The sequence below is a fragment of the Micromonospora sp. CPCC 206061 genome (genome assembly GCF_036906915.1).
Taxonomy (GTDB): Bacteria; Actinomycetota; Actinomycetes; order Mycobacteriales; family Micromonosporaceae; genus Phytohabitans.
In genome coordinates this window covers 86,066-99,808 of record NZ_JBAKHX010000010.1, presented here as the reverse complement: position 1 = coordinate 99,808, position 13,743 = coordinate 86,066, and the positions used below count along the sequence as shown (strand labels likewise).

14 protein-coding genes are annotated in these 13,743 nt (G+C 71.1%); 2 read left to right on the top strand and 12 right to left on the bottom strand.

What is annotated here, in order from left to right; all coding sequences use genetic code 11:
• Nucleotides 1-190 precede the first annotated feature (190 nt).
• Nucleotides 191-2,584 (bottom strand): phosphoketolase family protein, encoded by a 2,394-nt coding sequence (locus tag V6V89_RS10815; RefSeq protein WP_334618901.1) that lies wholly within the window; start codon nucleotides 2,582-2,584, stop codon nucleotides 191-193.
• A gap of 133 nt (nucleotides 2,585-2,717) precedes the next feature.
• Nucleotides 2,718-2,981 (bottom strand): hypothetical protein, encoded by a 264-nt coding sequence (locus V6V89_RS10810; protein WP_334618900.1) that lies wholly within the window; start codon nucleotides 2,979-2,981, stop codon nucleotides 2,718-2,720.
• Between the two features lie 77 nt (nucleotides 2,982-3,058).
• Between V6V89_RS10810 and V6V89_RS10805 the strand changes: the two genes are divergently transcribed.
• Both V6V89_RS10805 and V6V89_RS10800 read left to right on the top strand, forming a co-directional pair.
• The gene (locus V6V89_RS10805) at nucleotides 3,059-4,207 is read left to right on the top strand and encodes a carboxylate-amine ligase (RefSeq protein WP_334618899.1); all 1,149 of its coding nucleotides are present in this window, start codon (nucleotides 3,059-3,061) and stop codon (nucleotides 4,205-4,207) included.
• Entirely contained in the window at nucleotides 4,200-5,168 is a 969-nt protein-coding gene (locus V6V89_RS10800) for an iron-containing redox enzyme family protein (protein ID WP_334618898.1), read from the top strand. The genes V6V89_RS10805 and V6V89_RS10800 overlap by 8 nt, the downstream gene beginning before the upstream one ends.
• Here V6V89_RS10800 and V6V89_RS10795 read toward each other — a convergent pair.
• From V6V89_RS10795 to V6V89_RS10750, 10 genes are all read right to left on the bottom strand, one after another.
• Complete coding sequence (locus V6V89_RS10795) at nucleotides 5,160-5,381, bottom strand: CDGSH iron-sulfur domain-containing protein (protein ID WP_334618897.1); 222 nt, start codon at nucleotides 5,379-5,381, stop codon at nucleotides 5,160-5,162. The two genes, V6V89_RS10800 and V6V89_RS10795, sit on opposite strands and share 9 nt — an antisense overlap.
• A complete protein-coding gene (locus V6V89_RS10790) occupies nucleotides 5,365-6,093 on the bottom strand; it encodes a 50S ribosomal protein L11 methyltransferase (RefSeq protein ID WP_334618896.1) in 729 nt (242 codons plus the stop codon). Before V6V89_RS10790 ends, V6V89_RS10795 begins: the two co-directional genes overlap by 17 nt.
• Nucleotides 6,094-6,148: 55 nt before the next feature.
• A complete protein-coding gene (locus V6V89_RS10785) occupies nucleotides 6,149-7,156 on the bottom strand; it encodes a diacylglycerol/lipid kinase family protein (protein ID WP_334618895.1) in 1,008 nt (335 codons plus the stop codon).
• A gap of 98 nt (nucleotides 7,157-7,254) precedes the next feature.
• Nucleotides 7,255-7,428: a CsbD family protein gene (locus tag V6V89_RS10780; protein WP_334618894.1), complete on the bottom strand. Its 174-nt coding sequence runs from the start codon at nucleotides 7,426-7,428 to the stop codon at nucleotides 7,255-7,257.
• Nucleotides 7,429-7,696: 268 nt separating this feature from the next.
• Nucleotides 7,697-8,485 carry a hypothetical protein gene (locus V6V89_RS10775; protein ID WP_334618893.1) on the bottom strand — a complete coding sequence of 263 codons (789 nt, stop codon included), beginning with the start codon at nucleotides 8,483-8,485 and terminating at the stop codon, nucleotides 7,697-7,699.
• A 146-nt stretch (nucleotides 8,486-8,631) separates the two neighbouring features.
• A complete protein-coding gene (locus V6V89_RS10770; RefSeq protein WP_334618892.1) occupies nucleotides 8,632-8,859 on the bottom strand; it encodes an alpha/beta fold hydrolase in 228 nt (75 codons plus the stop codon).
• A complete protein-coding gene (pepN, locus tag V6V89_RS10765; protein WP_334618891.1) occupies nucleotides 8,856-11,363 on the bottom strand; it encodes an aminopeptidase N in 2,508 nt (835 codons plus the stop codon). Before pepN ends, V6V89_RS10770 begins: the two co-directional genes overlap by 4 nt.
• Nucleotides 11,360-12,442, bottom strand: coding sequence for an N-methyl-L-tryptophan oxidase (gene solA / locus V6V89_RS10760; RefSeq protein WP_334618890.1), 1,083 nt, complete (start codon nucleotides 12,440-12,442; stop codon nucleotides 11,360-11,362). Before solA ends, pepN begins: the two co-directional genes overlap by 4 nt.
• Nucleotides 12,443-12,502: 60 nt before the next feature.
• Nucleotides 12,503-12,874, bottom strand: a complete 372-nt coding sequence (locus tag V6V89_RS10755) for a MurR/RpiR family transcriptional regulator (RefSeq protein ID WP_334618889.1) — start codon at nucleotides 12,872-12,874, stop codon at nucleotides 12,503-12,505.
• Between the two features lie 4 nt (nucleotides 12,875-12,878).
• Complete coding sequence (locus tag V6V89_RS10750) at nucleotides 12,879-13,613, bottom strand: NUDIX hydrolase (RefSeq protein WP_334618888.1); 735 nt, start codon at nucleotides 13,611-13,613, stop codon at nucleotides 12,879-12,881.
• Between the last annotated feature and the right edge of the window lie 130 nt (nucleotides 13,614-13,743).

Genomic DNA, 13,743 nt, shown 5'->3' with positions numbered 1-13,743 from the left:
TAGCAGGCGTCGCGGATTGCGGCGGATCACGTCACCGTACGTGTCACAGCCGAAATCTGCTCCTCAGGCCTGGGCGCGCGCCGGCGACGCTCGATCAGGGTGTTCACCGTGCCGGCGGCGCGCCGCACGCCGAACGCCGGCGGAGACGGTGCGCGAGACGCCGTCGGGGGGACCCCGCGCGTGCCCGGGATCAGGGCGTGGTTTCGGCCTCCTCGCGGATCCAGCGCCATTCGGTGACCTGGGGTGCGTCTTCGCCGTGTTGGCGGGTGTGGTCGCGGCACTGCTGGCGGGCGTCGACCATGGCTTGGCGTAGGTGAGCGGCCCGGGTGCGCAGGCCGGGCACGCGGTCGATGACGTCGATGGCGAGGTGGTACCGGTCGAGGTCGTTGAGCATGACCATGTCGAAGGGTGTGGTGGTGGTGCCTTCCTCTTTGTACCCGCGCACGTGCAGGTTGGTGTGGTTGGTGCGCCGGTAGGTGAGGCGGTGGATGAGCCAGGGATAGCCGTGGTAGGCGAAGATGATGGGCTTGTCGGTGGTGAAGACGGTGTCGAACTGGGTGTCCGGCAGGCCGTGCGGGTGTTCGCTGTCGGGTTGCAGGCGCATCAGGTCGACGACGTTGACGAGGCGTACCTTGAGGTCGGGTAGGTGCTGGCGTAGCAGGTCGGCGGCGGCGAGGGTTTCCAGGGTGGGTACGTCGCCGGCGCAGGCGAGCACGATGTCGGGTTCGGCGCCGTCGTCGGTGCTGGCCCAGTTCCAGATGCCGAGGCCGCGCCGGCAGTGCAGGATGGCCTCGTCCATGGTCAGCCAGCTCGGCGCCGGCTGCTTTCCGGCGACGACCACGTTGATGTAGTGGCGGCTGCGTAGGCAGTGGTCCATGGTGGACAGCAGGGTGTTGGCGTCCGGTGGCAGGTAGACGCGTACGACTTCGGCCTTCTTGTTGACGACGTGGTCGATGAAGCCGGGGTCCTGGTGGGAGAAGCCGTTGTGGTCCTGGCGCCATACGTGCGAGGAGAGCAGGTAGTTCAGCGAGGCCAGGGGCCGGCGCCAGGGGATGTTGCGGGTCACCTTGAGCCATTTGGCGTGCTGGTTGACCATCGAGTCGACCACGTGGATGAACGCCTCGTAGCTGGTGAACAGGCCGTGCCGTCCGGTGAGCAGATATCCCTCTAGCCAACCCTGGCACAGGTGCTCGGATAGCACCTCCATGACCCGACCTTCGGGGGAGAGGTGATCGTCGCCGTCGCGGACCTCGGCGGTGAACGCGCGGTCGGTGACCTCCAGGGCCGCGTCGAGGCGGTTGGAGGCGACCTCGTCGGGGCCCAGCAGCCTGAACCGGTCGGGATTCGCCCGGATAACGTCGCGCAGCCAGGTGCCCAGCACCCGGGTGGCCTCGGCGACCGGCTCGCCGGGTTGGGATACGTCGACGGCGTACTCGCGGAAGTCCGGCAGGACCAGGTCGCGCAGTACCACGCCGCCGTTGGCGTGCGGGTTCGCGCTCATCCGCCGGTCGCCGGACGGCGGCAGCGCGGCCAGTTCGTCGACTGGGGCACCGGTGGCGTCGAACAGTTCCTCCGGCCGGTACGAGCGCAGCCAGGCCTCGAGTTGCCGCAGGTGGTCGGGGTTGTCGCGGACCCCCGACAGCGGCACCTGGTGCGCCCGGAACGTGCCTTCCACCAGCTTGCCGTCCACCTCGTGCGGGCCGGTCCAGCCCTTGGGGGTGCGCAGGATGATCATCGGCCAGCGGGGCCGGGAGCCGTCGCCGGTCGTGCGGGCGTGCCGCTGAATGGCGGCGATCTCGTCCAGGGCCCGGTCCAGGGTGCCGGCGAACTGCTGGTGCACGGTGGCGGGGTCGTCCCCAGAGATTACGTACGGCTCGTAGCCGAAGCCGCGCATCATGGCGAGCAGGTCTTCGGCTGGGATCCGGTCCAGCGCCGTCGGGTTGGCGATCTTGTACCCGTTGAGGTGCAGGATCGGCAGCACGGCACCGTCCCGGGCCGGATTCAGGTACACGTTGGACAGCCAGCTGGCGGCGAGCGGGCCGGTCTCGGCCTCGCCGTCGCCGATCACGCAGGCGACGAGCAGGTCCGGGTTGTCGAACGCGGCGCCGTAGGCGTGCATCAGCGAATATCCGAGCTCGCCGCCCTCGTGGATCGAGCCGGGCACCTCGGGCGCGACGTGGCTGGGAATGCCGCCGGGGAAAGAGAACTGGCGAAACAGTCGGGCCATGCCGGCCTCGTCGCGGCTCACCGACGGGTACAGCTCGCTGTAGGTGCCCTCCAGCCAGGTGTTGGCCACCAGCGCCGGCCCGCCGTGCCCCGGCCCGGTCACGTAGATCGTCGACAGGTCGCGCGCCACGATGGCGCGGTTGAGGTGGACGTAGATCAGGTTGAGCCCTGGGCTGGTGCCCCAATGCCCGAGCAGTCGCGGCTTGACATGGTCGGGCGTCAGCGGCTCGCGCAGCAGCGGGTTGTCCAGCAGGTAGATCTGCCCGACAGTGAGATAGTTCGCCGCCCGCCAGTAGGCGTCCAGGCGGGCCAGTTCCTCACCGGTCAGCGGTGCGGCGGTGTCCAACGTCGTTTCCATACGGTCAGCCTCTCCCAGGTCCGCGAAGGTCGCTCCAAAACGCCGATCCCCAGCCTGAGACAGGCCAGGGATCGGGGCGACTCGCGCGGCGCCTCATCTGACTGAGTCCGCGTCCGGGGACGGCGAAGGGTAGCTAGCGGTCTTCCTCCTCGGCGAGGGGAGACGCCATCCGCTTCTCGGCGTCTTCCACGCCGTCCTGGGCGCCCGCCGGGTTCACCATGCCGTCGTAGTTGTAGGCCGGTAGGTCGGCGCCGTCAACGGGACGCGTCTGCTTCGTCGGGATGTAGCGGTGGACCATGCCATCAGCCTCGATCTCCACCAGGCCGGGGTCGCCGGCCTTCACCACGTCGCCGTCGCGCGGCCCGCCGATCAGGAACACCTCGCTGCTGGTTGTCATAGCCGTCAGCTACCCACCCGCCAACCAGCCAAAACTCCGCGTTTTGTCCGGATCTCGGTCGGGTATCACGTTTCGTCATGAGCGCCGAGACCATGGGCGTCGAGGAGGAGTTCCTGCTCGTCGACCCAGCTTCCGGGGCGACCGCCCCCCTGGCTGAGAAGGTCGTCGCCCGGGCCTCGGCAGCCGACCTGCCCGTGGGCGCGACGGTCCAGCGGGAGCTGCGGGACACCCAGGTCGAGGCGGCCACCGGCGTCTGCGGCGACGCCGCTGACCTGCGTGCGCATCTTGCCGCCGGTCGTCGAGCGGTGGCCACCGCCGCGAGGGATCACGGCGCGGTAGTGGTAGCGAGCGGTTCGCCGGTACGCGGCTCCGGCGGCGCGGTGCCGTCGAGCCTGGCGCGGTTCGCCGCCATCGACGACATGTACGGCGAGGTGACCCGCGACTATGAGGCCTGCGGCTGCCATGTGCACATCGGCGTCGCCGACCGGGACACCGCAGTCGCCGTGGTCAACCATCTGGCCCGCTGGCTACCCACCCTGCTGGCGCTGTCCGTCAACTCGCCTTTCCGCCGGGAGCGGGACACCGGCTACGGTAGCTGGCGGATCGTTCAGCAGTCCCGCTTTCCCGGCTCCGGGCTGGCGCCGTACTTCCCGGATCACGCCGCGTTCCAGGCCGAGGTGGGTCGGCTCGTGGAGTGCGGCGTGGTGGCCGATGAGGCGCAGACGTTCTGGCTCGCCCGGCCTTCACCTCGATTGCCCACTGTGGAGGTGCGCGTCGCGGACACGGCGTCCACGGTGGAGGAGGCGGTGCTCCAGGCGCTGTTGACCCGCGCCCTGGTTCGCACCGCCCTCACCGACCTCGCCCGCGGGCGAGAGGCGGAGCCGGTTCCGGCGCAGGTGGCCGCCGCCGCGGTGTGGAACGCCGCCCGCTACGGGTTGGTCGGTCCCGCTGTCCACCTTGGACTGTATCGGCGGGTACCGGCCGTGGACCTTGTGGCGGCGCTGCTCGACCACGTCCGGATCGCCCTCACCGAGGCCGGTGACCTACCGGAGGTGCGCGCGCTGCTCGACCAACTGCGGTCCGGCGGCACCGGCGCGGATCGCCAGCGCCGGGTCGCTGCGGCGAGCGGCCTCGGGGCTGTCGTGACGGCGCTGACAGTGGGGGATGAACCTGCCGGTTTGGGGTACTCGGGAGCGGCCCTACCTCCGGAGGTACCACATGGTTAGTGCGACCCTCACGCTGCCCGCCGCCCGCGGCCCGCTCTCGGCGGCGGTCGTGGCGGCCCTGACCGGCGGGGTCGCACCCAGCGCCGCCGCCCGCGGCGCCGACCCGTTCGGCGACGACCTCCAGCTTGCCCTGCACCTGTGCTACGAGCTGCACTACCGCGGCTTCGCTGGCGTCGATCCCGAGTGGGAGTGGGACGCCGACCTGCTGCGCCTGCGCGCTGAGCTGGAGGCGGTGTTCCTGGCCGGCATGACCGAGCAAGTGGCGGGCGGCACCAACGTGGCGGACGTCGTGGACGCGCTGCTGGTCGAGCCGGTGCCCGGCACCGGCGTCAGCCACTTCCTGCGCGACGAGGGCGAATGGTGGCAGATGCGGGAGTACTTCGCCGTGCGCTCCATCTATCACCACAAGGAGGCCGAGCCGCACGCCTGGGTCATTCCCCGCCTCGACGGGCGCGCCAAGGCCGCTCTGGTCGCGGTGGAGTACGACGAGTTCGGCGCTGGCCGGGCGGAGCGGATGCACTCCCGCCTCTTCGCGGACCTGCTCGCCGCCGCCGGGCTGTCACCGGCGTACCTGCACTACCTGGACCGGGCGCCCGCCTGTGCCCTCGCCACTGTGAACATGATGTCGCTGTTCGGCCTGCACCGGCGCTGGCGGGGCGCGCTGGCCGGCCACTTCACCGCCGCCGAGATCACCACCGGGCCGAGCGCGCAGCGGATGGACGAGGCGCTGGCCCGGCTGGGCGCCGACCCCGCCTGCCGGCTCTTCTACACCGAACACGTCGAGGCGGACGCTGTACACGAGCAGGTCATGCGGCACGACGTCCTTGGCGACCTACTCGAACAGGAGCCGGACCTCGCGGCGGACGTGGTCTTCGGCATCCAGGCGACCGAGTTGCTGGAAGACCAGCTCGGCGAGCACCTGCTCGGCAGCTGGCGAGCAGGGCGGTCGGCCCTACTCTGACTCCCGCGCCTCCGCCTCCACGCGCACGCGGCGGCGGTGGCTGGTGTCGCAGAACGGATATCGCTTGCTGCGGCGGCACGCGCACACCGCCACCATGAACCGTTCCGAGCGGACCGACGTGCCGTCCGGCAGCACCAGCTCCACCGGCCCTTCCACCAGCACCGGCCCGCCGGGCACCACGACGACCCGGCGCGGCTCAGCGGCGGGAGGCACGGATCACCACCAGGTCCTCGTGACGCTGGCCGCGTCTCACCAGCCCGGTTTCTTCCAGGTACGCGGCGCGCGCCCACATGACGGGGCCGAACGGCACCCGTTGCCGCGCCACCACCGCAGTCTGGAGGCCGCCCTGTCGCAGCAGGGCGAGCGACCGTTCCACATCGGACACGTGTGAGTGCACCAGCAGTACGAAACCCGCGGCGGACAGCAGTCCGGGCGCCGCCGCGCAGAACGGGTCCAGGACGGCGCGACCGTCTGGCCCGGCGTCCCAGGCGCGCTCGCGCCCGGTCGGCGCCGTCGTGGATGGGCAGGGTACGTAAGGCGGGTTGGCGAGCACCACGTCGTAGGGGCCGCCCGCTGGCTCGTCGCCTCGCCACGGCGGCGCCGCCAGGAGGTCGGCGAGCGAGCCGCGCCGCGCGCGTACCGGCAACCCGCGCGTCCACGCGTTGAGCCGCACACACATCACGGCTCGCCGGGACACGTCCACCGCGGTCACCTCGGCCGCTCCGAGCCGGGCCGCCGTCACCGCAAGCGCCCCGCTGCCCGTACACACATCGAGCACCCGCGCGCCGAGCGGGATTGGCGCGGCAGCCGTGGCGGCGGCCAGTAGCGCCGTGTCCGCCTGCGGGCGATACACGCCCGGGAACCGCAGCAGCCCGAAGCGGAGGTCAGCGCCTGGCGAGCGGGTCCTGACCGTGGATGCCGTCATGTAACCCCCAAGATCAGGCCAAGATATGCGGCAAATGTTCCCTGACCGCGGCGTATCAAACCCGCTGATCGCCGGGCGATCTGCCCTCGCCGCGGCGGTGGGCGCGCTCGGCGGCCGCGTCGGCGTCCTTAGCCAGGTCCGGGTGGCCGGCCGGCTGCGGCACACACAGCCAGAGGACCTTCGGGAGCACCTGTACGTTCAGCAGCCGGCTCGGCTCGATGAGGTCGCCATCCAGCTGCCGGGGCTGAACCCGGTCGCAGGCCACCTCCACGCGGGTCCCGCGGAACACCTCCATCGAGGGCACCCGTTTCCTGCGCCGCAGCACCGCCCAGCCCAGCGCCAGCCAGTGCCGCAGGTGGCGGGGGGTCAGGATCGCCACGTCCAGCAGGCCGTCGTCCGGCTTGGCCTCGGTCAGCAGGCGCACGCCTCCCTGTAGGCGCCCGACGTTGGCCACGAGCACGGTCTGTGCCCGGCGCCGGATCGGCCTGCCGCCGTCGATGCGGACCGTGACATCCATCCGCCGGTCGGTGATATGCCGCAAGGCGCCGAGCACGTACGCGGGCCAGCCGATGCGCGCCTTCGCGTTGTCCGAGGTCGCGTCGAGCATGCGGGCGTCAAATCCCATCCCGGCCATGACGGTGAAGTGGTGCCCGTCGACCTCTCCCACGTCCAGCCGGCGCAGGCCGCCCTCCAGTGCCACCTCGAGCCCGGCCGCCACGTCGGTGGAGAGGCCGAGGTTCGCGGCGAGCAGGTTGCCGGTGCCCGAGGGCAGGACCGCCATCGCGGTGTCCGTGCCCACGAGCGCGGAGACCGCGGACAGGATGGTGCCATCGCCGCCGGCAACGAAGACGATCTCGGCGCCAGCTTCGACCGCCGCCGCCGTCTGGGCGCGTCCCGGGTCCTCGCGCGTGGTCTGGTACCAATGCGGCGCCGGCCACCCCGCTGCGGTCAGCACACCGTCGACGCTCGCGCGGAACCCATCGAGGTCGTCGACCTTGGCGGGGTTGACGACGACCGCTGACCGGACCGCCCGGCCGCCGGCCAGACTCTCGGCCGCATCCATCAGTTCGGCTCACCTTCCGCCGGACGCGTGTGCAGACAGATGTGACGGCCCACGACCTGGGGTCGCGGGCCGCCGCATCGTTGTGGCATTCGGTGTACTCAGTCCTTGAAGGCGTCCTTGACCTTTTCACCGGCCTGCTTCAGGTTGGCGCCAGCCTGGTCGCCCTTGCCCTCGGCCTCTAGATCCTTGTCGTTGGTGGCCTCACCGACACGCTCCTTGGCCTTGCCACCCAACTCTTCAGCCTTGTTATCGACCTTGTCATCCAGGCCCATGGAAACCTCCTGCTACGTCGACGGCCAATGCGGCAGTCGTGCAGTGGTTACCCAGCCCGGCGCGTCCGAACCCTCAGGCACGCGCCGCCCTAGTGCAGTACGGCGTCGATGGTCTTCTTGAGCGCTCCCGGCTGGCTCGGCTTGCGGGGGTGCCTTCTCCCGCAGTTCCACCGTGCGCGCGCCGAATTCCTGTGGCCGGTTGCGGCCAAGGTCCTCGCGGACCTTGTACGACTCCAGCGCGTCGTCTTCAAGGCCCGGCAGCAGGCCCTTAGCGGAGGCGGCGATCGGGGGAGCTGGGCTGGCCCGCGACAAGGTCCTGCAGGCGTGCCCCGGCCCGCGCCAGTGGCGCGCGTACCTTGTCCTCCCGACGCTCAGCTCGGGCCAGCTTGCGCGCCGCGCGGGCGCCCGGGCGGTGATAGCGCCAGCGAGACCATGGCGAGTGCGGACGCGCGAGCCGGATCGCACCGACGAGGATGAGGATCGGCAGGAAGAGGCCGATGATGCCGGTCCAGATCTTGCCTTTGAGCAGTGTGATCGCCGCGAAGCTGAAGTTGATCACCGCGCTGACGAATGCGGTCCACCACAACGCCGCACCGCCACCCTCCACCCGCGCGGCCCGGAAGTCGTCCAGGCCGATCGGCCGGACTCCCAACAGCAGCAGGCCGGTGAGCGAGACCGCGACGAAAACGGCGTCGACGGAGGTGCGCCCCTGCTCAGACCAGTAGACGTCCTCCAAGCGCAGGATCAGCGCGAACTCGTCGAGCGTGAGTGCGGCGCCGACGCCGAAGACGGTCGCCGCCACCGCGATCCCGGGTCCGGTGGTGTCGCTCATCGCGAGCGCCGCTACGCCGGCAACCAGCATGAACACCACGCCGAATACCACGTGGTGGATGTGCAGGCCGCCCGGTTGGAGGTTCCCCGGCCACCAGCGCACCTGTGCCCTGATCATGCGCACCGAGGTGCGGATGAACCCGAAACCGACCACCATGCCCACAAAGAAGCAGAAGAGCGGCAGCCGGCCGGTCTCCACGATCGTGCGGCGGAACCAATCGCCCACGTCGATCATGCTCTCTTTCGCCCGTTTTGTGGCCTAGCATTCCATCATCCGTCGCGGGTCGTGGCTGGAACGGCGGCTTCACCGGCTTTGAGTTCCACGACCAATCTTTGAGGTCGGGTAGCCCGTAGGGGAGCAGGTGGGGTCCCTCACCCCGGGTCGGCGTCCGGCAGGTGGGTGCTGTTGCCGCAGCCGAGCTGGTCGTAGAGGACCACCGCCCGGCCGTCGCCCGCGAGGGCGCGCATCGGCAGGCAGTAGTCGTGGCCGGCGCCGGGTCCGCCGTGCAGCACGACCAGTGGGGCGCGGTCCGCGCGGAGGTCACCGGTGACCTGGTACCACGTTTCGTGGCCCCGGTAAGCGACGGTGCCGGTCGTCACTGGGCATCCCGGGCGCGGTTTCGGATGGCGCGGGCGGCCTCGTCGCGCTTTTCCAGCACCAGGCGGCGCTGCACCGCTGGGGTGTCGTCGAGCGCCAGCCACGCGTCGGCCGCGTCGATGGTGGACGGTCCGGCGATCGTGGGGAACAGGTGTGCCGTCAGTTCCTTGGCGATCAGCCCGGCCTCGTGGCGGCGCCACAGGTCTTCGAGCGCGTCGAAGTAGCGCGGCACGTACGCCGCCAGGGACTCGGCCTGGGCGTGGTGCCAGAAGCCGCCCGCGTACGCCACGAAGGTCTGACCGGTCAGCGGGCTGCCGCCGGTCAGCAACCCCCAGGTGCGTTCCTTGGCGCCGGAGTCAGGGCGCAGCGCGCGGGCGGTGGCGGCGTGCAGGGCGGCGGTGGAGTTGCGGTCGCGCGCCAGCTCGACCTCGATGTCGGCGTCGCCGGCCAGCCCGTACGGCACCAGGCCGTGCAGGATCCTCCAGCGCGCGTCCAGGTCGAGCGCGAGCCCTTCGACCTTGACGTCGTCGTCGTAGAGTGCGCGCAGCGTGCCGGCGCGGTCGGTGCCGCCCGCCGACCCGGCGAACGCGCCCAGCCAGGCGAGCTGCCGGTCGCCGCCGGGTTCGGCCGGCTCCAGCGCGGTCCACGCCTTCGCGGCGAGCGCCGCCCAGCCCGTCCCCGGGTTCGCCGTGTACCGCCGGAGCGCGACGTCCACGTTGGACAGGAGTGCGTGGAAGACGCTGAACTCGGTCTCGGCGTCGATGCCGGCCAGCACCAGGCCGGTGTACTCGCTGGCGGGCAGCTCGCCGTCGCGGGTCATGTCCCACAGGGCGGCCCAGCACAGTGCCCGAGGCAGTGACGTGGCCAGGTCGGGGATGCGGCCGGTGACGGTGGCCAGCGACGCCGGGTCGAAGCGTACCTTCGCGTACGTCAGGTCGTCGTCGTTTACCAGTACTAAATCGGGGCGGGCCACGCCGACCAGGGCGGGCACCTCGGTGCGCTCGCCGGTGACGTCGACCTCGACGCGGTGGATCAGTTCGAGCCGGTCGGCGCCGCTGTAGAGGCCGATCGCGAGCCGGTGCGCCCGCAACGTCGGGTGCTCGGCCGGGGCGCCCTGCCGGATCGCGAACGACGCGAACCGCCCGGAACCGTCCACGGTGTACTCGGGCCGCAGCGTGTTGACCTGCGAGGTCGTCAGCCACTGTGCCGACCATGCCCGCAGGTCCCGCCCGCTGGTGTGTTCGAGCGCCGCCAGCAGGTCCGTCAGCGACGTGTTGGCGTACTCGTGCCGGCGGAAGTAGTCGCGCAGAGCCCGCAGGAACGCGTCCCGGCCCACGTACGCGACGAGCTGCTTGAGCACGGAGGCGCCCTTGGCGTACGTGATGTCGTCGAAGTTGACCAGGGCGGCCTGCTGGTCCGGCACGTCCGCCGAGATGGGATGCGTGCTGGGCAGCTGGTCCTGCTCGTACGCGTGCTCCTTGGTCTGCTGGGCGAACACGGTCCACGACTGCGTGAACCGGGTCGCCTCGGCCAGCGACAGGTGCGCGGCGAACGTGGCGAACGCCTCGTTGAGCCACGTGTCGTCCCACCAGCGGGTGGTCACCAGATCGCCGAACCACATGTGCGACAGCTCGTGCAGCAGCGTCTCGGCCCGTTCCAGGCGCTCGGTGTCGGTGACCCGGGACCGGTACAGGAACTCGTCACGGTAGATCACCGCGCCGGCGTTCTCCATGCCGCCGGCGTAGAACTCCGGCGCGAAGATCTGGTCGTACTTGCCGAACGGGTACGGGTAGTCGAACGCCTCGTGGAAGAAGTCGAAGCCGGCCTTGGTGACGGCGAAGATGTCGTCCGCGTCGAGGTACGGCGCGAGCGAGGCACGGCAGTACAGACCGAGCCCTATGGGGCCGTCCGGCCCGTCGACCCGGTCGGTGGCCCGGTGGTAGGGGCCGGCGGCGACCGCGGTCACGTAGGTGGGGATCGGCTTGGTCGGCGCGAAGTGGACGGTGCCGCCCTCGCGGGAGGCGACCGCGCCGTTGGAGACCACCACCCAGTCTTCGGGTGCGGTGACGTGGAAGGTGAACGGCGCCTTGAGGTCCGGCTGGTCGAAGCAGGCGAACATCCGCTTCGCCTCGGCCAGGAACGTCATCGAGTACAGGTAGACGGCCCCGTCGACCGGGTCGACGATCCGCTGCAGGCCCTCGCCCGACGTGCTGTAGGCGAAATCGCCCTCGACGATGAGCACGTTGCGCGCGGCCAGGCCCGGCAGCGCGATGCGCGTACCGGAGAGGGCGCCAAGCGGCACGCCGTTCAGGGAAGCCGAACGAAGGACGGCGGCGGCGACGTCCACAAAGGAGTCCGCGCCGGGCTCCGCGCACTCGAACGTGACGGTGGTCCGGGAGGCGAACCTCTCGCCATCCCCGTCGACGGTCAGTGCCACGTCGTACCCGGTCACCCGCAGCAGCGCGGCCCGCTCGCGCGCCTCGTCCCGCGTCAGCCAGGTGGTCATGCGTGTGCCAGGCGGAACCGCGCCGGCGCGGGAGCCGCCCCGGTGACCAGGTCGGCCACGATGCGCCCGATCACCGGCACGAACTTGAACCCGTGCCCCGAGAAGCCGGTGGCCACCGTGAGCGGCCCGACCCGGTCGATGACGAAGTCGCCCTCGGTCGTGTTGTCGTACAGGCAGGTGACCGGCGCGGCGGTGTCCGGGTCGAGCCCTGGCAGCCAGCGTTCGACGTAGCCGCGCAGCATCTGGTTACCCTCCTCGGTGGCGGTGAAGTCCCGCCGGTCGGGGTCGACGGTCGGGCCGGCGCCGTGGAAGCCCACCTTGACGCCCTCGCCCGGGGTGAGCAGGCCGTACGCGTCGTGCTCCGGTCGCCAGTGGATGAAGCTGGGCCACTGCGCGTCCGCGAGCACCGGCGCGAAGTGTGCCGGCTGCTCCTGGGTCACGGTGATCGGCGGCAGGGCGAGCATGCCGCGCAGCAGCGTGGGCGCCCACGATCCGGCGGCCACGACGGCGTGCCGGGCGCGCAGCACGCCGGCTTCGGTGCGTACCTCGACCTCGTCGTCGCCGCGCACCGTGACGCCGGTCGCGGCCGTGCCGTGCTCGATCCGGGCGCCGGCGGCGGCGGCCAGCTTCTGGAGCACCTCCACTGCCGCGTCGGAGCGCAGGCGCCCGCCGTCCGGCTGGTACAGGACGGGGGAGCCGAACGCCATGCCGGTCCAGCGGCGCCGTGCCGCCGTGGGGTCGATGATCTCGAACGGCACGCCCTGGTCGGCCAGCACGCCGGTGACGCCGGCCAGCACCGCCCCGGCGAGCCCGTGATCGATGGCGCCGGTGGCGGTCAGCAGTGCGGTGCCGGACTCTGCCTCCAGATCGCGCCACTCGCGCAGGGCGCGGCGGGCCAGGGCCACGTAGTCGGCCTCTGAGTAGACGAGGCGGAAGATCCGGCTGGCGCCGTGCGAGCCGCCACGCGTGTGGCCGGGCTCGAACTGTTCCAGCAGGTGCACCTCGCGGCCGGCCCGGGTCAGCGCCCACGCGGTCGCGGAGCCCATCGCGCCGCCACCGACGACGATGACGTCCTGCACGTCGCCTCCTCCCGCGCTTCCTTTTTGAGGCGAACGTTACAGGCCGGAGGGTAACCGGTTTCAAGATGAAGTGATTGATTCATCCGGGTCGGGCCGCAGGTCCTCCAGCTGCCGAAACCGCTTGCGCGCCGCGTCGCCCAGCTTGTCGCTCACGCCCGCGACCAGGCTCTCCACCAGCGCCATCGCCGGCACCAGGCTGTCGAACGGGCTCGGCGCGTCGACCCGCGCCGGCAGCACCGCCTCGGCGATGTCGGCGATGGGGGACAGGTACTGGTCGGTCAGCAGCACCACCGATGCCCCCGCCCCCGCTGCCGCCGTGGCCAGCTCGATCGTCAGGAAGGCCGGGTGGTGCAGCGCCGGCCCTTGGCCGTCGCCCACCCCCACGAAGAGCATGAGGGACGGGAAACGCGCGGCGTAGTGCGCGAGGGACATCCGCTCAAGCGGTGTCGCGGGGGCGCAGGATTGGCGGGTGTAGCTGAGTGATGGCGCCGCGCGTGTACAGCTCGGCCCAGCCGCGGCCGGTGGCGACCTTCTCATGGGTGGGTACGACGTACCCGGGTGTGGAGAGGACCTTGCGGCGGAAGTTGGCGGGATGTAGCGGGACGCCCCAGATGGCCTCGTAGGTCCGGCGCAGGTCGGCGATGGTGAACGGTTCGTCGAGGAATGCGGTGGCCAGTCCCGTGTACTCGAGCTTGGCGCGGACGCGCTCGACGGCGTCGGTGAGGATGCGGTCATGGTCGAAGGCCAGCGCCGCCTCATCGTCGCGGTCCAGGTCGGTGATCGGCCAGTACCGGGCGTCGCTGGCGTCGGTGCCGGCGGTCGGCTGGGGCAGATCCGGGATCATGGCCAGGTAGGCGACCGAGACGACGCGCATGCGAGGGTCGCGGTCCGGGTCGCCGTAGCTGGCGAGCTGTTCGAGGTGGCTGCCCGCCTGGAGGCCGGTCTCCTCGGCCAGTTCGCGACGGGCGGCCTGGTCGAGCGTCTCATCTGGACGGATGAAGCCGCCGGGCAGTGCCCAGCGCCCGCGTTGCGGCGGGGCGCCGCGGCGCACCAGCAGGACACACAGGTCTCCCTGGCGAACGGTCAGGATCACCAGGTCGACAGCGACCGCGACCGGCGGGAAGCCACGCGGGTCGTAGCTGTCGAGGAAGTCATGCTCATCGTCGGGCACCCGACCATGGTACTCAAAGGGAGTTGCTTCGAGACTCAATGTGAGTCATGATGCGAAGCGTGTCGTGGTGGGGACCGGTCCGCGCGGCTCGCAGCGGCCACCACCAGAATCGACGATCTGCTGACGACTT

Bases quoted from the DNA above. Each gene is read 5' to 3' on its own strand.
- V6V89_RS10815 (WP_334618901.1), bottom strand. From the start codon at position 2,584: ATGGAAACGACGTTGGACACCGCCGCACCGCTGACCGGTGAGGAACTG.
- V6V89_RS10810 (WP_334618900.1), bottom strand. From the start codon at position 2,981: ATGACAACCAGCAGCGAGGTGTTCCTGATCGGCGGGCCGCGCGACGGC.
- V6V89_RS10805 (WP_334618899.1), top strand. From the start codon at position 3,059: ATGAGCGCCGAGACCATGGGCGTCGAGGAGGAGTTCCTGCTCGTCGAC.
- V6V89_RS10800 (WP_334618898.1), top strand. From the start codon at position 4,200: ATGGTTAGTGCGACCCTCACGCTGCCCGCCGCCCGCGGCCCGCTCTCG.
- V6V89_RS10790 (WP_334618896.1), bottom strand. From the start codon at position 6,093: ATGACGGCATCCACGGTCAGGACCCGCTCGCCAGGCGCTGACCTCCGC.
- V6V89_RS10785 (WP_334618895.1), bottom strand. From the start codon at position 7,156: ATGGATGCGGCCGAGAGTCTGGCCGGCGGCCGGGCGGTCCGGTCAGCG.
- V6V89_RS10780 (WP_334618894.1), bottom strand. From the start codon at position 7,428: ATGGGCCTGGATGACAAGGTCGATAACAAGGCTGAAGAGTTGGGTGGC.
- pepN (WP_334618891.1), bottom strand. From the start codon at position 11,363: ATGACCACCTGGCTGACGCGGGACGAGGCGCGCGAGCGGGCCGCGCTG.
- V6V89_RS10755 (WP_334618889.1), bottom strand. From the start codon at position 12,874: ATGTCCCTCGCGCACTACGCCGCGCGTTTCCCGTCCCTCATGCTCTTC.